The organism is Acinetobacter lwoffii, assembly GCF_024129855.1.
Lineage (GTDB): Bacteria > Pseudomonadota > Gammaproteobacteria > Pseudomonadales > Moraxellaceae > Acinetobacter > Acinetobacter lwoffii_L.
Genome location: NZ_JAMXXC010000009.1, coordinates 62560 through 82272 on the forward strand (window position 1 = coordinate 62560; position 19713 = coordinate 82272).

The window sequence follows — 19713 nt, forward strand, 5'->3', positions numbered from 1 at the left end:
CTCCCTAAAACACCCGTTTTGCATGATGCATCAGATGTTCTTGTTCTGACTTGAGCCAGCTTTCAGCTTCTGTAGTCGTTGGCGTCCTGTATTGAAACTCATAATCCGGCTGGTATATATCCAGCTCAAAAATCAGGTCAATTTCACGGTCATCTAAAATGACATGCTGAACCAGACTGCTTTCATTGAGAACTTCAAAATTTTCCAGGTTAAAGGTTTTGCCTGTTTCACTGCTGCGAGTGCTGTAAGTTTTAGCTTGACCATCAGTCCCGATAGAAACTTCAAAACTTTCCACCAAGGCAAACACGGTCGGATCGACAGCTTTCAAGTCCATTTGAGCGACTGCACTTTGCACTTCAGGCAAACGCGTCAGGGCATAGCCAATATGATCGCCACAAATAATCAGGCCACCATCCATTTCCAGTTTCTGACCAGATTGAACATCAAGCGCAGACTGAAGCCGCAGGCCTAAAAATAAACCGTGCTGTACCTGCTGGCGCCAGTCTTCGACATAGACATTATTTGGAGAAAATTCCAGAATACAGTTGCCAACGGCATGTAACCGGGCTGGTTCCGGCCATTGCACATGATTCTGGTAATTGGCGTAGTCTTTCACTTCCCAGGACAAGAGCTGGCTGGCGCTATCCCAAAGCGTATTGCCAATCCAGCCTTGGCGTTCCTGAACAGCAGTTCCCGTCTGGCTTTTTAGACGAAGATCAATGGTAAAACTGTGCGACTGAAACCAGTACACAATGGTATTTTCATCAGTTAGGCCATTATAAAAACTGATGCTTTTACGCCGAAATGCCCCATATAAAAAGCCCGGAATAATCTCTGGCTGAGGGGTAGTGGGCTTTAAAGTTTTAATTACTTCAAACAGATTCATGATGCTGTCTCCGCCTGTTCTTCAAGTCCAAAAGAGGAAAGTGGTACAGCATTTTTTAAGACCAGTTCACCGCTAGCAACGCGATGTTTTAAATATTGAAAGGTCTGGGCGGTCTGATTAAATAGATGCTCGCCCCCGATCAGGGCAGAATATTTGGAATTTTCAGTGTGAATAACCGGTTCAATCACGGTGTCATAATTGCAGGCGCAAAACAGCGGGAATGAATAACGTTCTTCCGAGACCTTTTTCACGCGGTGCTTGGTGGCGAGATATTTACCATTTGACAGAATTTCCATCATGTCCCCGATATTCATCACCAGTGTATTTTCAATCAGGGGAATGTCGATCCATTCACCGGCTTTATTCAAAACCTGTAAGCCGGGTGCGGTTGGTAACAGCAGGGTAAAGCATTCGTAATCGGTATGTGCGCCAATGCCTTCGGCGTCTTTCACTTCCGGATTATAAGGATAATGAATCAAGCGTAGCTGACTTGGTGCATCAGTAATTTTGCTTTCAAAAAAGTCCTCACGAATGCCCAACGCCAGTGCAAAGGCAGAAAAAATCTGCCGGCTGATCTCACGCAGATGACTATAGTATTGGCTGACAATAGACTTGAAATCCGGATGGTCTGGCCATAAGGTGGGCCCAAGTAAAGGACAGTCTTTTCTTACCCCCTGATAATCATAATTGACATCATAGGCTTCTTTTAAATCATAACTGTTGCCGGCAAACTGTTCTTCGCCAATCGGCACATAGCCACTATGGTTTTTTGATTTGCCAATATAGTGCTGCATTTTAGTGTCCAGATCCTGAGAAAAATAGGACTGGGCCATTTCAATCAGGGCTTTGGCGTAATCAGAATTAAACTGGCTACCTTGCAGATAAAGAAATCCGACTTCTTTACAGGCATGATCCAGAGCATGAGCAACCTCAATACGATCGGCTAAATCCGGACTTTGTAATTTTGAAATATCAACCAGTGGGAGTACATATTGCGCTTGCATGATAATCACCTCTAATGTTGGTCGTCCAACACAGCGATTAAAACCTTCGGGTCGTCCCAAAGGCATTTTGGATAAGATTATTTATTGCTGCTGACCTTGGTCATACGCGGAATGACCGGCAGTTCTGCAAGTGCCGGATCCAGTTCATCTTCTTCAGCATGCACCAGATAATCGACACGTTGTCTTAACTGTTTAAATTCAGGACTAAGCATGATGTCTGGATGGCGTGGACGAGGTAGATCAACTTCGATAATTTCCTTGATTTCACCCGGATTGGCTTTCAGCGCCACAATACGGTCGGCCAGTAAAATGGCTTCATCCATATCGTGAGTCACAAAAATGATGGTGATGTCGATATTTTGCCAAAGATCCATCAGATGACGCTGCATTTTTTGCCGGGTATGCGGATCGAGTGCTCCAAAGGGTTCATCCATCAACAGGATCTTCGGTTCATTGACCAAAGCCCGGGCAATCGCGACACGCTGTTTCATCCCGCCAGACAGCTCATGCGGATACTGGTTTTCATACTTTTCCAGACCAATGATATTGATCCATTCACGTGCCTGTGCTTCTGCCGCTGCACTACTTTGGCCTTTCATGCGCGGACCAAACATGACATTTTCCTTGACGGTTTTCCATGGAAACAGGGTATAGCCCTGAAACACCATGCCACGCTCCGGACTTGGGCCGGTAATTGGCTGGCCATCCACCAGAATCTCACCACTGCTATAAGGATCCAGACCGGCCACTACACGGCTAAAGGTTGACTTGCCGCAACCGGAAGGCCCAATCACACAAATGAACTCACGCTTATGAATTTTCAAATCTAGAGCATTTAAAACCGTACGTTCAGTTTTGCCATGACTGAATTTTTGTGTCAGTTGCTTCGCTTCCAGAATCACCGGACGACTATAAATCTTGTCAAAGTATTCGCGGGTATTAAATTCAGTGTTTTGCATCAGTTAGCTCCCGGTTTCCATTTAAATAAGCGTTGTCCCAATTTCATCAAGATCACATCACACAGCAGACCAATCACCCCGATAATCAGGATCGCGGCAAAGACATTATCAAAGTTCTGATAGCGGGCTTGCTGGGTAATGAACCAGGTAATTCCGGAGGTGCTGCCGATCAATTCTGCTACGATCAGGTATGTCCATGCCCAACCCAGCAGCACACGCAGATTGCGGTAAATTTCAGGCAGGGCCGCTGGAATCACCACATGCAACAGGCTTTTCAGTTTATTGGTGCCCAAGGTAAAACCGGCTTCAATCAGGCTGCGATCCACCAGACGTGTGGTATTGGCAATGATCAGGATTTGCTGGAACAGGGTTCCTATCACAATAATGGCAATTTTGGGTGCATCATTAATTCCGAGAATTGCCACTGCCAGTGCACCAAAGGCGGGAGCAGGTAAATAGCGGAAAAACTCAACAAAGGGTTCGGTCAGCTGGGAAATTTTATTTGAAAATCCGCATAAAATACCGAGTGGAATACCAACCAAGGAAGAAATAAAGAACGCGGTAAAGACCAACTTGATACTGTGCCACAGACTTTCATGAAACCAGGGTGCATTGGCTTGGGTAGGCTCCGTGGTAAACGCCGTGACCAGTGCAATCGCAACTTCATGTGGTGCAGGCAGATAAATCGGGTTGACCAGAATACCCTGCGGCGGAGCCAGACCCTGATCTACCGCAGACTGCGCAGCAGAAAAAAACTGGTCTTTATCAATACGACTCTCGACCTGTAAATAGGCAACACTATCAGAATCAGTAATCTGGACTTGTGGATGCCAGATAAATGGCAAATAGCTGACTGCACACCAAATCAGAATTGGTATTAAAAAAGACCCCAAGCCAAACAGCAATTTATTTCTTTGACTGAGTTCACGTGCAACGTAACTCATAGTGTTGCCCCTCAATATTACAAATTTTATAAAACGTAATACTGAATAAGCAAAATGGATGCCATTTCATCCCAAATCCTGAAATGACTCTTAAAGTGGCTTATTTTTATAGAAAAAATTAGCAGACAACTTTTAATCATATTCAAGAAGTTAGATCAGAATGCAGAGATTTTTAATCATTTTCTGGAAAATAAACTCAATAAAAAAGACCCGAAAAATCAGGTCTCTTTTTTCAGTAACATCATTTAGCCAATAATGTCTGCATGCTGGTTTTGCAAGCTATAGATGCACTGCTGCGCAATCTGTTTTTTCTCGGCTGCGGTCATTTCAATATCTTCCCATTTCTGCATCTGCTGCAGGAGCCAGATAAAATCATCGACTTTCGGTTGGGCACTTTTCCCAACAAAATTCCGGATAATATTCTTGATCTTGTAAAAGTCATAGACATGCCGCTGGGCGGAACATTCAAACTGAATAATCTGATAATCGACTAACATATCCCAGACTTCGGAAAGATCAGGGCGCTGCTTTAAATCATCCTGCGCTTTTTGTACTGCCTTGACCACTGCCTCTACGGTAAATGGATGCTGTTCTGCCCATTCCTGGGTCATGGCCAAGACTTTATCGGCAACTTTTGGAATGACATTCTGGCTTGCCGCGACGATAAAACTATAGCCTTCAAGTTTGGCCTGAATATTCCAGGGTTCTCCCACGCAAAAGCCATCGAATACCTGTTCCGCGATTCCTTTTACCATGGAAGGCGGTGGAGAGGTCATCAGCTGGATATTCTTGGCCAGTTGTGGATCAGTCAGCGCCAGCCATTCTTTTAAACAGTAATGGTGAATCGAATATTTATACACATAGGCCAGATTGATGGAATGATTCTGTTGTAAAGCCTGTACCAGTTTCTTTGAGGTATTCTGTTCATCATCCCCAGGCTGGATGCCGAGTTCATAGCACAAATCCTGGCGCAGGCTAATAAAAGCCTGATTCATGCTCAGTACTAGAGGGGTTTGCAAAGCCACCTGTAACTGGTCTGTACCCAGGGCAGCAGCGGGCAGCATGGCAGACAAGCAATGTGCAGCATCCAGAAAGCCATAGGCCAGACGGTCACGCAAACTAGACCAGGAGGCTTCATGGATTAAATTGATGGTTAATCCTTGCTCAGCAAAATACCCCTGTTTTTCGGCCCAGAGAATGGCAACACAATCAAGTAAAGGAATATAGCCAATATTGAGTTCAGTTTTTTCTAATGTGGACATATGCTTTTCCTTATTGGCCCAATAACAGCTTCTGTGCATCCAGTAAGCGTCTGGCCATTTCACCAATGGTAATCCGGTGACTCATGGCATTTTTACGCAATAAAGCAAAAGCTTGCTCTTCCGTTAATGCATGCAGCTGGATGAGCAACGCTTTGGCTTTATCGATATCTTTACGGTCAATCAGTTTGTCCTGGGTTTCTTTTAAATCATTCAGCAGCTTTTTATGCTTGCGAAACTGTTCAATTGAAATTTCCAGAATGCTTTCTAGTTTGGTGGGATCAATACCATCGACAATATAAGCCGTGATTCCGGCATCAATCGCACTTTTGATGGTGTCTTTATTGGAGTTCTGGGTAAACAGCACGGTCGGAAGTTCATATTGGCTGACACAGCTTTCAATAATATCCCGATGCGGATGATCCATATTCAGCAGGATCACATCTGCATGAATACCCTTAACATGTACCATATTCAGGTCATTCAGGATTAAACAGGCCACCACCTGAAAATCATGTGAAAGTAAGGATTCCTGGATGAATTGGGCGCGCTCCAGATCATCATCAATAAGAGCAATTCGTAATTTGGACATGGAATATTTTCAAGTAAGGCCTAAGGAATATTCAAGCAGGAGTAAAGCAAAAAACATGCCATTAAATTGGTGCATAAAATTCTATTTTTCTGTTCAATTTAGTGCATAGCTTTAGGGATTTCAGCTGATGGCTGATCAAAATGAAGCGTTTAGGTAGATCATCTGCCTGAAATAAGGCGTTTTCTTATTGGAAAAGTTGGCACGATTTCTGCATTTATTAAATCGTCAAAGATGACTTTCAATACTAACAACGGCCAACGATGTCCGTTCTGATCGTAATTGCACTTTCAAGGAGTGTGATTGGTATTTCGTTCAGCACAGGATAAATGACATGGTCAGTTGTTCAGCAATACAAAACGCACAAGCGTTTCAACCCTTCCTCCAGCATTACAAAGCGCTGGGTTGCGGTATTTACAACATATTCAATCAGCAGACATATCAATGCCTAGACGTGATATGCGGCTTTTTATCATCTTTAAAAAAACAATAGTTGGAGTGCAGATATGAAAATTCTCATGATTGGGCATGGCATGGTGGGGCATAAATTCATCGAATCTGTACTGGAACAGGCCGGTGATGACATTGAGCTGACCATTTTGGCAGAAGAGCCACATTTAGCTTATGACCGGGTACATTTGACCGAATATTTCAGCGGCAAGTCGGTCAAGGATCTGAGTCTGTGTCGTAGTGATTTTGCCGATGCTTATGGCATTGATTTGCGACTTAATACTAAAGCGGTTGAAATTGATCAGCTCCATAAAACCGTCACCACCAGCCAGGGTGATGTGCTGAGTTTTGACAAGTTGATTCTCGCTACCGGTTCTTATGCCTTTGTGCCACCAATCCCGGGCAATGACCGTCAGAATTGCTTTGTTTATCGTACCATTGAAGATCTGGATGCCATTCGTGCAGCCAGTCTGAATGCCAAAACTGGCGTAGTGATTGGCGGCGGCTTGCTAGGGCTGGAAGCAGCGAAAGCCCTGCGAGATCTGAATCTGGAAACCCATGTCGTAGAATTTGCTCCGCGTCTGATGGCGGTGCAGATTGATGATCTGGGCGGCCGGGTACTGCGCTCTAAAATTGAAGACCTTGGTGTCAAGGTACATACTCAAAAGGCCACGTCAAGTATTGAAGATGGTGACAGCACTCAGCATGTAATGAAGTTCGGAGATGGTTCGGTGCTTGAAACCGATATCATCCTGTTCTCGGCCGGCATTCGTCCGCGTGATGAACTGGCGCGCCAAAGTGGTTTACTGATTGGTGAGCGTGGCGGCATCATCATTAATGATTATTGCCAGACCTCACATCCGGACATTTATGCCATTGGTGAATGTGCACTTTGGGACAATAAAATTTATGGTCTGGTTGCACCAGGCTATGACATGGCGCGGATCGCGGCAAAACATGTCCTAGGCCAAGAAAGTCATGCATTCGCTGGTGCGGACATGAGTACCAAGCTCAAACTGATGGGCGTGGATGTTGCTTCTATTGGTGATGCACATGCCATGTCCCCAGGTGCTTTGAGCTATTTTTATGCTGATGAAGCCGCGCAGGTTTATAAAAAAATCGTGGTGTCAGCAGATAAGACCAGGCTGCTGGGCGCGGTGCTGGTGGGCTGTGCCAAAGAATATAGTGATCTCCTGCAAATGATGCTAAATGGTCTGGCTGTACCGGAGCAACCGGAAAGCCTGATCATGCCGGGCTTTGATCAGTCGACCTCCAAATCGGGTGGCAGTGGCATCGATTTGTTGCCTGACAGTGCGACCATCTGTTCCTGTAATAATGTTTCCAAAGCTGATATCTGTTCAGCCATTGATGGCGGTGCAACTTCATTGGGTGCACTGAAAAAATGCACGCAGGCTGCAACAGCGTGCGGTGGCTGTGCGCCATTGGTGACCCAGGTTCTCAAATCTGAATTACAGCGTCAGGGTGTCACGGTGAACAATCACCTGTGCGAACATTTTGCCTATTCACGTCAGGAACTATATCACCTGGTTCGTGTGCATGAAATCAAGACTTTCTCTGACCTGATTCAGCAACATGGTCATGGGATGGGCTGTGATATCTGCAAACCGACTGTAGCCAATATTCTGGCATCCTGCTGGAATGACTTTGTCCTAAAACCTAGCCATGCCGGTTTGCAGGATAGCAACGACTACTACCTCGGCAATATCCAGAAAGATGGTTCCTATTCGATTGTGCCACGTGTGGCAGGCGGCGAGATTACTCCGGATGGCCTGATTACCATCGGTCAGATTGCCAAAGATTATGGCCTATATACCAAAATCACAGGCGGACAACGAATTGACATGTTTGGTGCGCAGGTACATCAACTGCCTGAAATCTGGGAAAAGCTGATTAATGCCGGTTTCGAGTCCGGACATGCCTACGGCAAATCCTTACGTACGGTGAAATCTTGCGTGGGCAGCACTTGGTGCCGTTTCGGGGTCGATGATTCTGTCGGCTTGGCAATTTTCCTGGAGAACCGTTATAAAGGCCTGCGTTCACCACATAAAACTAAAATGGCAGTATCCGGCTGTACCCGTGAGTGTGCAGAAGCACAGAGCAAGGATGTCGGTGTCATTGCCACGGAAAAAGGCTGGAATCTATATGTATGCGGCAATGGCGGCATGAAACCGCGCCATGCTGAACTGCTCGCCTCGGATCTGGATACTCCCACACTCATCAAATATATCGACCGCTTCTTTATGTTCTATATCCAGACGGCGGACCGTCTGCAGCGCACCAGCGTATGGCGTGACAATATGGAAGGCGGGCTGGACTATCTCAAAGATGTCATTGTGCATGATTCGCTCGGCATTGCTACTGAACTGGAAAGCCGTATGCAGCATGTGATTGGCACTTATCAGGATGAATGGCGCAGCGCGATTGAAGATCCTGAAGTACGCAAACGCTTTAAGACCTTTATCAATGCCAAAGCAGCCGAGCAGAATGACCCGCATATTCAGTTTGCGCCTGTACGTGGCCAGATTCGTCCAAAGACAGAAGCTGAACGTGATTTAAACCGTATTCCAGTGGTTGAAGCCTAAATACCACAGTCAGGGAGAATGAAAATGACAATTTTAAAAGACATGAACGAACTGAACTGGTATGAAGTCTGCAATCTGGATGAGATCACTCCGAATACCGGTGTGGCAGCCCTGATTGAAGATCAGCAGATTGCAATTTTTCGCGTGGGTCAGGAACAGCGGGTTTATGCACTCAGCAATCAGGATCCGTTTAGTCTGGCCAATGTCATGGCACGTGGCATTCTGGGTGATCTGCAAGGTGAGCGTGTAGTCGCATCCCCAATTTACAAGCAGCATTTCAGTCTGGTGACCGGTCGTTGTCTGGAAGAACAAGAGCAGAAATTACTGGTATTTCCAACCCGAATTGAAAATGGCAAAGTTCTGGTGAGTCCAACCGCACAAAAGACTTATATTTCCAGTAATGGTCAAAACACAGAGCGCTTAAAACTGGTACTGGTCGGGAATGGACTGGCGGGTATGCGCTGTCTGGAAGACTTGCTGGATATGGCGCCAGATCGTTATGACATGACCGTAATTGGGGAGGAACCATGGGGCAATTACAACCGGATCATGTTGTCACCGGTATTGTCTGGTGAGAAAAGTTTTGCCGAAATTATGCTGCATTCAGCCGACTGGTATGCCGAAAAAGGCATTCGATTCATAGCTGGAGATGCTGCAATCTCTATCGACCGTTCACGTAAGCAGGTTCATACCGAAAAAGGCGAAGTCGTTGCTTATGACCGTCTGATCCTCGCGACCGGTTCCAAACCCTTTGTGCCGCCAATTCCAGGTGCTGAACTTGAAGGCGTGATTAGCTTCCGGGATATTCAGGATGTTAACCGCATGCTGGATTACTGCAAAACCAAGCAAAACGCCGTCGTGATTGGGGGCGGTCTGCTGGGACTGGAAGCAGCTTATGGACTGAAGCAGCAGGGAATGAATGTGACTGTGCTGCACCTGATGGACCGTATTATGGATCGTCAGCTGGATATGAAAGCCAGTCAAATGCTGAGGAAATCAATTGAAGACAAAGGTATCCGGATCATTACCGAAGCCAACACCGAAGAGCTGCTCGGTATTGATGGTCACGTGACTCAACTGCGTTTAAAAGACGGGACAGTGCTGGATGCCGATTTGGTGGTCTTTGCCGTCGGGATTCGACCAAATAAAACTCTGGCTGAACAGGCTGGCTTGCGCTGCAATCGTGGGGTGCTGGTGAATGACACCATGCAAACCTATGACCCGAGTATTTATGCAGTGGGTGAATGTATTGAGCATCGTGGTCAGACCTTTGGACTGGTTGAGCCATTATGGGGACAGGCCTTTATCTGTGCGACGCATCTGGCTGAACATGGCCGACTGACCTTTAAGGCACCGACTGTTCCGACCCAGCTCAAGGTTAGCGGATGTGATGTCTTCTCTGCCGGCAATTTTGAACCTCAGGATGATTTTGAAGATATCGTGCTGAATGATGAAAAACGTCAGATTTATAAACGGATCATCATCCAGCAGGACAAGGTCATTGGTGCGGTGCTATTTGGTGATACTGAAGATGGGGCTTGGTATGCAGAACTGATTGCAGACCAGACACCAATTGGTAATATCCGCAGCAAACTGCTTTTTGGTCGGGATTTTGCATTAAAAAAGGCAGGGTAATCGGATCAATCTCCCTCAACCCCTCTTTGGAAAAAAGGGGACCCTCACTCCTTTATTAAAGGAGGGTTGGGGAGGATTAAAGCTTTTGAGACATAGAAAAAATTTAAATCAAACCTGTAAAAGCTAGATATCAGAGATTTGGTGAAACAAGTGAATTTGGATGATTAAGGAGCGCAGCAGCAATGAATAGTATTCCGGTTATGGAACTACATAGCTCTACTGAATCCCAAATAAAAACCACTCAGACGACCTGTCCTTATTGTGGAGTAGGCTGTGGTGTCATCGCGCACGTAAGCCAAACCTCGATGGGTGAAAAGGTTCAGATTGAAGGCGATGTTCAGCATCCTGCGAACTTGGGCAAGTTGTGTATTAAAGGCAGTCATCTCGCCGATACACTTGGCTTAAAAACCCGACTTCTGCATCCGATGACTGGTCGAAAAGAACAGCGGCAAATAAGCACTTGGGATCATGCCATTTCAAGTATTGCCAATAAATTTCAGCAATGTATTGATCAGTATGGGCGCGACAGCATCGCCTTTTATGTCTCTGGCCAGCTTTTAACTGAAGACTATTATGTGGTGAACAAGTTTGTAAAAGGCTATCTCGGTACTGCCAATATTGATACCAATTCAAGACTGTGCATGTCATCTGCTGTGGCAGCGCATAAACGGGCTTTTGGCGAAGATCTGGTACCGGCCAGCTATACAGATTTTGAGCAGACAGAAATGGTGGTTCTGGTCGGATCCAATACCGCCTGGTGCCATCCGGTGCTTTATCAGCGCATTATGAAAGCCAAAGAAGAGCGGGATTTATTCGTGGTAGTGATTGATCCACGCTTTACCGCAACCTGTGAAGCGGCAGACTTACACTTACCCATTTTACCCGGTCAGGATGTCGCGCTGTTTAATGGCTTGTTGCAATATCTTCAGCAAAATGGTCATGCCGATCTGGATTTTGTTACACACCATACTCAAGGTCTGGAGCAGGCGCTTGCCAGTAGCTCGACAGAGTCATCGCTTGAAAGCGTGGCAAAACGTACCGGTATTGCTATTGAAAAATTAACCTTATTTTTTCAGAAATTTGCCCAGAACGAAAAAATCATGAGCCTGTTTTCCATGGGCGTAAACCAATCCTCTCAAGGAGTAGACAAAGCCAATAGCATTATCAACTGTCATTTATTGACAGGAAAAATAGGCAAACCCGGTTCGGCACCTTTTTCCATGACCGGACAACCGAATGCGATGGGCGGACGGGAAGTCGGGGGGCTGGCCAATATGCTGGCCAGCCATCTAGATTTGGAGAACCCGCAGCATCAGCAACTGGTGCAGGACTTCTGGCAAAGCCCGGTCATCGCGCGGCAGCCCGGATTAAAAGCAGTAGATTTATTTCAAGCGGTGGAAAGCGGAAAAATCAAGGCCATCTGGATTATGGCCACCAATCCGATCGTGAGTTTGCCCAATGCAGATCAGGTTAAACGCGCTCTGGAAAAGTGTGAATTTGTAGTGGTTTCCGATATTTGTCTCGACACTGATACCACGCAATATGCCGATGTACTGTTACCGGCACTGGGTTGGGGCGAAAAAGATGGCACAGTCACCAATTCGGAGCGCCGTATTTCACGGCAAAAGGCCTTTTTGCCGGCTCCGGGTGAAGCCAAAGCAGACTGGTGGGCCATTTCCCGGGTGGCTCAGGTCTTAGGTTTTCGCGGTTTTGACTTTAACAATAGCCATGACATTTTTCTGGAACATGCCCGTTTATCTGCCTATCAGAATGGTTCACTTTCGCAACGCGCAGATACGCCAAATTTCCGCTATTTCAACCTGCAAGGTTTAACTCATCTCAGTTTTGCAGAATATCATAATCTGGCACCGATCCAGTGGCCAGTCTGGGATAAGCAAGAAGTTCATCAGGTTGGTCAACTATTTAGTCAAGGCCAGTTTAGCCATGCAGATGGCAAAGCCAGATTGGTGCCAACAGTTGCAGCCGATCCGGTACATGCTATTTCTACTGAATATCCGCTGATCCTAAATACCGGACGCATTCGTGATCAATGGCACACCATGAGCCGTACCGGATTATCTGCCAGTTTATCCCAGCATCGTGCCGAGCCTTATTGTGAGCTGCATCCGCACGATGCGCTAAAATATGGCCTGAAAGATGCCGAGCTGGTCGAGGTGAAATCGGCTTGGGGAAGTTGTGTACTCCGTGTGCAATTTTCACAAAATATGCGACGTGGCCAGATTTTTGCACCGATTCACTGGAACGACCAGTTTGCGTCCGATGCGCGGATTGGCAAAGTGGTGAATCCGGTGGTTGACCCGATTTCCGGCGAGCCAGAGTTTAAGCATACTCCGGTGATGATCCAGCCATTTTATACTCAGTGGCAGGGCGTGCTGTATGTACGGGAAGGCTTTGAACAACAGATCCAGACCATGATTGAAAATATGGTGTGGTGGAGCAAAATTCAAACCACTCAGGCCATCCGTTATGAACTGGCAGACCGGCGCAGGTTTTCTGACATCACCGGGCAGATCAAGAGTCTCTTAGACTTTAATGATGAAAGCTTTGAATGGCTGAATCTCGAAGATCAAACGGCGCATATCAGTCATAGTGTGGTTCTTCAGGATGGCCAGTTAATTGCCAGTTTTTATATCGCACCGGCGGCATTATTGCCAGATCGTGACTGGGTGGCTGGCCTGTTTAGACGTGAACGTCTGAGTGCATTACATCGTAAAGCATTGCTGGCAGGTCAGGCCATGTCGATGGGAAATAGTGAAGGAGCATTGGTCTGTAGCTGTTTTAAGGTCGGCAAGAACCGAATTATTCAAACCATTAAAGATAAAAATATCACGCATGAAAAACAGGTGACTGCATGTCTAAAAGCCGGAGGAAATTGCGGTTCGTGTTTGCCAGAAATTAGAGGCCTGATTAAGGCCTGCCAGACGGAGTGCATAGAATGAAAAGAAGAGTGATGAAGACGGTGTCTTATCCGGAAACCGACGTGGTGATTCTGGCCGGAGGTTTAGCGCGGCGCATGAATGGCATCAATAAATTGCTGCACAAATTTGATGATGAAATCCAGCTGATTAAAATCCATCAGCAACTGAAGTCCCGGGCAAGCAAAGTCTGGGTCAATAGCCATCGGGATCACTCTATTTATAAACGGATGATTCCTTCGATTGATTTTTATCAGGACGATGAACCCGGCTTTCAGGGACCATTGATGGGCATGAAGAGTGCCTGGTCACATGTGGAATCTGATTATGTGCTGTTCGTGCCTTGTGATGTGACCTATATCCCCAAAAAGGTCATTTCACGTTTACATCAGGCCCTGCAACGACATCCTTTATCTGAAGTGGCGGTAGTTGAAATCAATGAAAAGGCATTGTTTCCATTCTGTCTGATGAAACGCAGCAGCTTACCCACTCTTATACAACATCTTGAAAATGATCAGCACAGTTTAAAACTCTGTTTTGCTGACATGCACATGCAGCGGGCAAGCTTTAAAAATCGTGCCCTGTTTTTTCACAGTATTAATTCATTTGACGAGCTACAGCAGCATCAACAGCTTAACTTTCTCTAGCGTTTAAAATGCTAAAAGTCGAATTATCATATTCTGGTTCACCAAAATATTGCTTTTTTTATTTTTCGAGCAAACTTTCGGACTAAAAAAGAACAAATGTTATCCATTAATATTATTTAAAAATAAATTTGTGCAAAGTTGGAACACTTATTGCTCATTCATTGTGAAGAAATAGGGCAGTAAATCAAGACTGTTAAATAACCGTGCAGATCTCATCATGGACCGCAGCAATGAACAGCATGACAGCTTTAGCACCTCGCAGTATCTTTCAGGATCAGTTTGGACGGCAGAAACGTAAGTTGCGGATCTCGGTGACTGACCGTTGTAATTTCAAATGCAGCTATTGCATGCCTGAACATCCGCAATGGATGAATAAAAAAGATTTGCTCAGTTTTGAAGCCCTGTATGCTTTTTGCGAGTTTATGGTGCGACACGGGATTGAGCAGATCCGGGTGACGGGTGGCGAACCGTTGATGCGTCAAGGCATCGTTCATTTTATTGCCCGCTTACAGACATTGAAAGCCTTTGGCCTGAAACGTATTTCCATGACCAGTAATGGCCATTATTTAGCAGATTATGCTCAATTGCTTAAACAGGCAGGACTGGACGATCTAAATATCAGTCTAGACAGTCTTGATCCAAAGCAGTTTCAGCAACTGACCCAAAAACAGTTACAGCCTGTACTTCAAGGTATTTCTGCCGCACAGCAGGCAGGTTTGACCGTCAAGATCAATAGTGTGCTGATCAAAGGCATCAATGACAATCAGATTATTCCTTTGGTGAAATGGGCACAGCATCAGGCTATAGAACTGCGTTTTATTGAGTTTATGCCCCTCGATGGCGATCAGAAATGGAATCCGTCTGATGTCATCAGTGAGCAGGATATCCTGGATCAACTGAAAACTGAATTTGATGTCCAGGTATCTCAAGGACAAGGCGCCAATCCAGCCCGCGGCTATTTGGTCAATGGGCAGCCTTTGGGGATTATTTCCACCATTACCCATTCATTTTGCGGTGATTGTGATCGCCTACGCCTCAATGCCCAAGGTGAATTTTATAACTGTTTATTTGCCAGACAAGGCCTGAACCTTAAGGCAGATATTGAACAACTGGCGCTGGATCATTTCGCCACACAGACATTTCAGCACAAGCTCCACACTTATATCTGGCATAAAGAGGCCGGCTTCCATGCGATCCAGCAATCACCAATACAAAAGCCGATTCGAAAAATCAGCATGCACAGCATTGGAGGATAAATATGTCACTCACTCAGCAAAAATTAATTCATATCAAAATAGAAGCCTTCGGTGCGATTGAACGACAACTTCCAGCAGATTTAAATTTGCAATGTGAGTCTGAAATTCAGGTTTCTGAAGTCCTGAACCAGTTGTTATCCCTCTATCCCGATATACAGCCCATGCTGGAACGCTGCGCCTGTGCAATCGGTGAAGACATTATTTCCAGACAGAACGTTTTAAATCGGGACAGTACGCTGGTGCTGTTATCGCCGGTAGCAGGAGGCTGAGATGCAACTCAAACCATTAAAACAATTTGCTCGAATCCAGCAGACTGCTTTTAGTCTGGAGGATTTTGATGGTATCCAGCATTTTCCGGAATGTGGTGGAATCGGCATCTTTGTCGGAACAGTACGTAACCATCATCAGGGGAAAGCTGTGCATGCCCTGAAATATACCGCCTATGCGCCTGTGGCTGAAAAAATGATTCGTGAAATTGAACAGCAGATCCAGATCAAATACCAGGTGTCTTATGTGCGGGTAGTGCACCGTATTGGTGAGCTGGAGGTTGGGGAAACAGCCATTATTGCTATGGCTTATGCGGCCCATCGTCGTGAGGCCTTCGCTGCCTGTGAGGAAGCTGTGGAACGGGTGAAGCATGAAGTTCCGGTCTGGAAAGAAGAATTTTATACGGATGGTAGCAGTCAATATGTCGAAGGCTGTTGTATCCGAAAAGATCATGGACCTGAAACGGATCACTCTCATCCTGCAGAAGATCTGCATTGTCAGCATCACCATGTAGCACCACACGCTTGCCAATCACCATCTAATTAAATGTGTCTAATGAGGATGCATAAGGTGAATCACTTTAAACAGATTTTAAAATTAGCTCGGGATGAATCATGAAAAATGTAGGGATGAAAGCAGAAAGTTACCGTACAGCAATTGCCACTGGAATCCTGCATGCACCGCCACATTGCATTGAGTTGCTGCGTAATGGCAATACTGAAAAAGGGGATGCCCTGAAAACAGCACGCATTGCCGGCATTCTGGGTGCCAAACGGACCGATGAGCTGATTCCACTGTGCCATCCATTGCCGATTTATCGTGCCGATGTCGAATATAAACTGTTTGATGCACATGTCGAAATTATTGCTACCGTTGAAACCATTGGACCCACCGGTGTGGAAATGGAAGCTTTGACAGCGGTCAGTCTGGCGGGTCTGACCTTGTATGACATGCTGAAGCCACATTGTGAACCGGAAGATTTGTCGCTGGATCAATGCAGGTTGCAGCAGAAAAAAGGTGGAAAATCACATTTTACCCGCGTACTTAAAGAGAGTCTGTCCGCTTCAGTTATTGTACTGTCCGATACGGTTGCAGCAGGCAAAAAGCCGGACACTGCCGGACAAAACGTACTGGAAATTTTAAAAGAAGCCAATTTTGATTCTATTAGTTATCAGGTCATTCCAGATCGCCCTGAACAGCTATTGACCCTGATTGAACAGCAGAAAAATCAGTATCCGCTGATTCTAACTGTGGGCGGTACTGGCTTAGGTCCTAAAGACCTGACCGTCGAAACCCTACAACCTTTGCTGCAACGGGAAATTCCCGGTTTAATGGAAGCTTCACGTAGTTTTGGGCAAAAACGTACCCCTTATGCAGCATTAAGTCGTGGCGTGGCTGGCTATATTGAGAACAGTCTGGTGATGACCCTACCGGGAAGTCGGCAGGGTGCGAAAGAATCCCTGATCGCGGTACTTCCGGCTTTGGTGCACTTGTTTGATGTGCAAAAAAATATCCCACATGCGGGAGGTTATCAATGAATCAGGCACTATCACATTCAGCCTGCGGTGCTGAGCCGGGACTGATTTCTGTTGATCAGGCGCTGCAGATGATACTTGAGCAGACGCATATCCTAGCAACTGAAAGCCTGCCGCTTGCTCGGGCTCTGAATCGCTATCTGGCAGAGGCGATTGATTCGGCCATACCATTGCCGCTGTTTTCACAAAGTGCTGTAGATGGCTATGCGCTTTGCAGTCCAGAAAATGTTAGTGCTCACAGCACTTTTGAACTCATTGGAGAGATTCGGGCAGGGCAAAGTACTGAAATTGAACTGCGGCCAGGTCAGGCGGTCCGGATTTTTACCGGTGCCAGGATTCCAGCAGGAACTACAACGGTCGCCCGTCAGGAAATTGTCAAATGCCATGCCAATCAAATCATTATTACAACAGACCTAAAGCCTCATACGGATATACGTGATGCAGGCGAGGAAATCGCACAAGGGCAGCGTCTGGCAGATGCAGGTCAAAAACTGCATGTAGGTGCAATTGCAGCTTTGAGCATGGCAGGCGTAAAGCAGGTTTCAGTCTATCGTTATCCTAAAATTGCTGTCGTGATTACTGGAGATGAAGTGGCTTCCAGCATTGAAGACCTGAATTCCGGAAAAGTCTTTGACGCCAATGCTCCACTGATTCAGGCCTGGTTTCAGTCACAGGGTCAAAACGTAGATATTCTGCATGTGCCCGATTGTGAGTCCGAACTGCAATTATTACTGAACCGACTCAAACACCAATACGATGTCATCTTGACCACAGGCGGGGTTTCGGTGGGTGATTATGATTTCATTCGCCCTGTTGCCCTGGAGCAGGGTTTTGAGCAGATTTTCTGGAAAGTGAAGCAGAAGCCCGGAAAACCGATGTTATTTGCCAAGTATCGTCGAGATGATCAAGGTTACTGTTATCTCTTGGGTTTGCCGGGAAATCCGGCTGCTGTGTATGTCGGGATGCAAATCTATACGGCAACTTTACTGAATGCCTTACAAGGGCAAAAGCAGTCACCTGCATGGCTTAGTGCGGTAATGACACATGATTTGAAAGCGGATGCACGTGAACGTTGTTTAAGAATGGCTGCAGAATTTGATCAGGGTACTTTAAAGCTCAAAAGCCTGGCGAAACAGCAGTCGCATATGTTGAGTAATCTGATGCAGGCCAATTGTCTGGTACGTATTCCGGCAGCAACAGAAATCCAAGCCGGGCATGTGGTACAAGGTTTACTGATTTGAAATGCCTGTCGCAATTCTCAATATTCGAATCACATAGAATGAGAAAGATGGATTTATTCAAAGTTCTACTCACTGGCGTGCTGTTGACTAGCCCCATGCTGTATGCCGAAACAGTTAAAATATATGCCGCAGCCAGCCTGACCAATGCGATTACTGATATTTCCAGACTATATGAGCAACAGCATCAGGACATCCAGATCGTTCCGGTTTTTGCTGCGTCTTCGGTATTGGCGAAACAAATTGCAGCGGGAGCTGAGAGTGATATCTTTTTTTCTGCAGATCTTGAATGGATGCATAATTTACTTAAAAAACAAAAAATTTCGATCGGTCAGATTCGACCTTTGCTCTTGAATGAACTTGTATTGATTAGTCCTATTCAGCAAAAAAATCATTTTAAAATGTCAGCCGACTTTAATTTTGCTAAAGCCTTTCAGGGTTATTTATGTACAGGACAAATGGAATCGGTGCCTGCCGGGAAATATGCCCAGCAAAGCTTAACCCGGTTGGGCTGGTTGAATCCGCTTCGGGGCAGAATTGTCGGTACAGATAGCGTCCGTTCAACTCTCGCATTTGTAGAACGTGGCGAATGTCAGGTCGGCATTGTGTATAGAACTGATGCCTTGATGAGTAAAAAAGTTAAAATTTCAGGAGTATTTCCAGCCAGTACACATCGTCCGATTGTGTATCCAATCGCTTTAACCCGGCAGGGCCAGAAAAATCAGGCAGCAGTCCAATTTTCTGAATTTATCCAGACGAGTCCAAGGGCCAGGCAGATTTTCCAGAAATATGGTTTTAAGCTTAAGGTAGGCTAACTGCTCATGCTTACACCAGAAGAACTGAGTGCCTTAGCGCTTTCAGCCAAAGTAGCGGGCTTTGCCACAGCGGTGTGTCTGCCATTTGCTATCGCCGTAGCATGGTTACTGGCGCGTTATGAATTCAGGGCCAAATTTCTCGTAGAGGCAATATTGCAGATGCCTATGGTGCTACCGCCGGTAGTACTGGGCTATCTTCTGCTCCTGCTATTTGGTCATCAGGGTATGCTGGGGCAATATCTACATAAATGGGGAATTCAGCTGATATTTAACTGGAAAGGTGCGGTACTGGCAGCAATGATTGTGGCATTTCCTTTAATGGTTCAACCAATTCGCTTGTCTTTTCAAATGATCAACCGGCAGTTAGAACAGGTGGCAGGATCTTTGGGCGCCACACCATGGCGGGTATTCTGTAGCATTAGCCTGCCTCTGGCTTTGCCTGGAATTTTAATCGGCAGCATTTTATGTTTCAGCCGCAGTCTGGGAGAATTTGGTGCCACGATTACCTTTGTTGGCAATATTCCAGAAGAAACCCGTACCATTCCCATCGCCATTTATAGCCTGTTACAACAGCCTGATGGAGAAAGTATGGCTATGCGTTTGGTCATTTTATCTCTGATTCTGGCTTTTTCAGCCTTGATTGCAAATTACTGGATCATGCAGAAGTATCAACGTAAATTGGAGGGTTAA

17 protein-coding genes are annotated in these 19713 nt (G+C 45.9%); 11 read left to right on the forward strand and 6 right to left on the reverse strand.

Translation table 11 applies throughout. The features are described from left to right. Nucleotides 1-4: 4 nt before the first annotated feature. The 6 genes from NI465_RS08945 to NI465_RS08970 all read right to left on the reverse strand — a co-directional run bounded on the left by NI465_RS08945 (nt 5) and on the right by NI465_RS08970 (nt 5644). Complete coding sequence (locus NI465_RS08945; protein WP_253145062.1) at nt 5-886, reverse strand: hypothetical protein; 882 nt, start codon at nt 884-886, stop codon at nt 5-7. Next, on the reverse strand, nt 883-1890 hold the full coding sequence (locus tag NI465_RS08950; protein WP_253145063.1) for an isopenicillin N synthase family dioxygenase: 1008 nt from the start codon (nt 1888-1890) through the stop codon (nt 883-885). Before NI465_RS08950 ends, NI465_RS08945 begins: the two co-directional genes overlap by 4 nt. Before the next feature lie 77 nt (nt 1891-1967). Continuing rightward, the gene (locus NI465_RS08955; protein WP_253145065.1) at nt 1968-2849 is read right to left on the reverse strand and encodes an ABC transporter ATP-binding protein; all 882 of its coding nucleotides are present in this window, start codon (nt 2847-2849) and stop codon (nt 1968-1970) included. Then, nucleotides 2849-3793 (reverse strand): ABC transporter permease, encoded by a 945-nt coding sequence (locus NI465_RS08960; RefSeq protein WP_253145066.1) that lies wholly within the window; start codon nt 3791-3793, stop codon nt 2849-2851. The genes NI465_RS08955 and NI465_RS08960 overlap by 1 nt, the downstream gene beginning before the upstream one ends. Before the next feature lie 245 nt (nt 3794-4038). Then, entirely contained in the window at nt 4039-5055 is a 1017-nt protein-coding gene (locus NI465_RS08965; protein WP_253145067.1) for a CmpA/NrtA family ABC transporter substrate-binding protein, read from the reverse strand. Between the two features lie 10 nt (nt 5056-5065). After that, nucleotides 5066-5644, reverse strand: a complete 579-nt coding sequence (locus tag NI465_RS08970) for an ANTAR domain-containing response regulator (RefSeq protein ID WP_004280362.1) — start codon at nt 5642-5644, stop codon at nt 5066-5068. A gap of 503 nt (nt 5645-6147) precedes the next feature. On the opposite strand from NI465_RS08970, the gene nirB reads away from it, so the two are divergent. The 11 genes from nirB to modB all read left to right on the forward strand — a co-directional run bounded on the left by nirB (nt 6148) and on the right by modB (nt 19713). Next, nucleotides 6148-8694, forward strand: a complete 2547-nt coding sequence (gene nirB, locus NI465_RS08975; protein WP_253145068.1) for a nitrite reductase large subunit NirB — start codon at nt 6148-6150, stop codon at nt 8692-8694. Between the two features lie 24 nt (nt 8695-8718). Next, the gene (gene nirD / locus NI465_RS08980) at nt 8719-10329 is read left to right on the forward strand and encodes a nitrite reductase small subunit NirD (protein WP_253145069.1); all 1611 of its coding nucleotides are present in this window, start codon (nt 8719-8721) and stop codon (nt 10327-10329) included. Nucleotides 10330-10511: 182 nt separating this feature from the next. Then, on the forward strand, nt 10512-13289 hold the full coding sequence (locus tag NI465_RS08985; RefSeq protein WP_253145070.1) for a nitrate reductase: 2778 nt from the start codon (nt 10512-10514) through the stop codon (nt 13287-13289). Further along, a complete protein-coding gene (gene mobA, locus NI465_RS08990) occupies nt 13286-13912 on the forward strand; it encodes a molybdenum cofactor guanylyltransferase (protein WP_121979917.1) in 627 nt (208 codons plus the stop codon). Before NI465_RS08985 ends, mobA begins: the two co-directional genes overlap by 4 nt. A gap of 230 nt (nt 13913-14142) precedes the next feature. Beyond that, on the forward strand, nt 14143-15168 hold the full coding sequence (gene moaA / locus NI465_RS08995) for a GTP 3',8-cyclase MoaA (RefSeq protein WP_121979916.1): 1026 nt from the start codon (nt 14143-14145) through the stop codon (nt 15166-15168). Between the two features lie 2 nt (nt 15169-15170). Continuing rightward, nucleotides 15171-15437 carry a MoaD/ThiS family protein gene (locus tag NI465_RS09000; protein ID WP_121979915.1) on the forward strand — a complete coding sequence of 89 codons (267 nt, stop codon included), beginning with the start codon at nt 15171-15173 and terminating at the stop codon, nt 15435-15437. A gap of 1 nt (nt 15438) precedes the next feature. Further along, on the forward strand, nt 15439-15981 hold the full coding sequence (locus NI465_RS09005; RefSeq protein ID WP_121979914.1) for a molybdenum cofactor biosynthesis protein MoaE: 543 nt from the start codon (nt 15439-15441) through the stop codon (nt 15979-15981). A gap of 68 nt (nt 15982-16049) precedes the next feature. Further along, nucleotides 16050-16973, forward strand: coding sequence for a bifunctional molybdenum cofactor biosynthesis protein MoaC/MoaB (gene moaCB / locus NI465_RS09010; RefSeq protein ID WP_121979913.1), 924 nt, complete (start codon nt 16050-16052; stop codon nt 16971-16973). Further along, on the forward strand, nt 16970-18211 hold the full coding sequence (locus NI465_RS09015; RefSeq protein WP_121979912.1) for a molybdopterin molybdotransferase MoeA: 1242 nt from the start codon (nt 16970-16972) through the stop codon (nt 18209-18211). The genes moaCB and NI465_RS09015 overlap by 4 nt, the downstream gene beginning before the upstream one ends. Nucleotides 18212-18258: 47 nt before the next feature. Next, a complete protein-coding gene (gene modA, locus NI465_RS09020; RefSeq protein WP_121979911.1) occupies nt 18259-19023 on the forward strand; it encodes a molybdate ABC transporter substrate-binding protein in 765 nt (254 codons plus the stop codon). Between the two features lie 6 nt (nt 19024-19029). After that, nucleotides 19030-19713 (forward strand): molybdate ABC transporter permease subunit, encoded by a 684-nt coding sequence (modB, locus tag NI465_RS09025; protein WP_005096929.1) that lies wholly within the window; start codon nt 19030-19032, stop codon nt 19711-19713.

Bases quoted from the DNA above. Each gene is read 5' to 3' on its own strand.
- NI465_RS08945 (WP_253145062.1), bottom strand. From the start codon at position 886: ATGAATCTGTTTGAAGTAATTAAAACTTTAAAGCCCACTACCCCTCAG.
- moaA (WP_121979916.1), top strand. From the start codon at position 14,143: ATGAACAGCATGACAGCTTTAGCACCTCGCAGTATCTTTCAGGATCAG.
- NI465_RS08965 (WP_253145067.1), bottom strand. From the start codon at position 5,055: ATGTCCACATTAGAAAAAACTGAACTCAATATTGGCTATATTCCTTTA.
- NI465_RS08955 (WP_253145065.1), bottom strand. From the start codon at position 2,849: ATGCAAAACACTGAATTTAATACCCGCGAATACTTTGACAAGATTTAT.
- nirB (WP_253145068.1), top strand. From the start codon at position 6,148: ATGAAAATTCTCATGATTGGGCATGGCATGGTGGGGCATAAATTCATC.
- NI465_RS09005 (WP_121979914.1), top strand. From the start codon at position 15,439: ATGCAACTCAAACCATTAAAACAATTTGCTCGAATCCAGCAGACTGCT.
- NI465_RS08985 (WP_253145070.1), top strand. From the start codon at position 10,512: ATGAATAGTATTCCGGTTATGGAACTACATAGCTCTACTGAATCCCAA.
- NI465_RS09000 (WP_121979915.1), top strand. From the start codon at position 15,171: ATGTCACTCACTCAGCAAAAATTAATTCATATCAAAATAGAAGCCTTC.
- NI465_RS09015 (WP_121979912.1), top strand. From the start codon at position 16,970: ATGAATCAGGCACTATCACATTCAGCCTGCGGTGCTGAGCCGGGACTG.
- modA (WP_121979911.1), top strand. From the start codon at position 18,259: ATGGATTTATTCAAAGTTCTACTCACTGGCGTGCTGTTGACTAGCCCC.
- modB (WP_005096929.1), top strand. From the start codon at position 19,030: ATGCTTACACCAGAAGAACTGAGTGCCTTAGCGCTTTCAGCCAAAGTA.
- nirD (WP_253145069.1), top strand. From the start codon at position 8,719: ATGACAATTTTAAAAGACATGAACGAACTGAACTGGTATGAAGTCTGC.
- moaCB (WP_121979913.1), top strand. From the start codon at position 16,050: ATGAAAAATGTAGGGATGAAAGCAGAAAGTTACCGTACAGCAATTGCC.
- NI465_RS08970 (WP_004280362.1), bottom strand. From the start codon at position 5,644: ATGTCCAAATTACGAATTGCTCTTATTGATGATGATCTGGAGCGCGCC.
- mobA (WP_121979917.1), top strand. From the start codon at position 13,286: ATGAAAAGAAGAGTGATGAAGACGGTGTCTTATCCGGAAACCGACGTG.
- NI465_RS08960 (WP_253145066.1), bottom strand. From the start codon at position 3,793: ATGAGTTACGTTGCACGTGAACTCAGTCAAAGAAATAAATTGCTGTTT.
- NI465_RS08950 (WP_253145063.1), bottom strand. From the start codon at position 1,890: ATGCAAGCGCAATATGTACTCCCACTGGTTGATATTTCAAAATTACAA.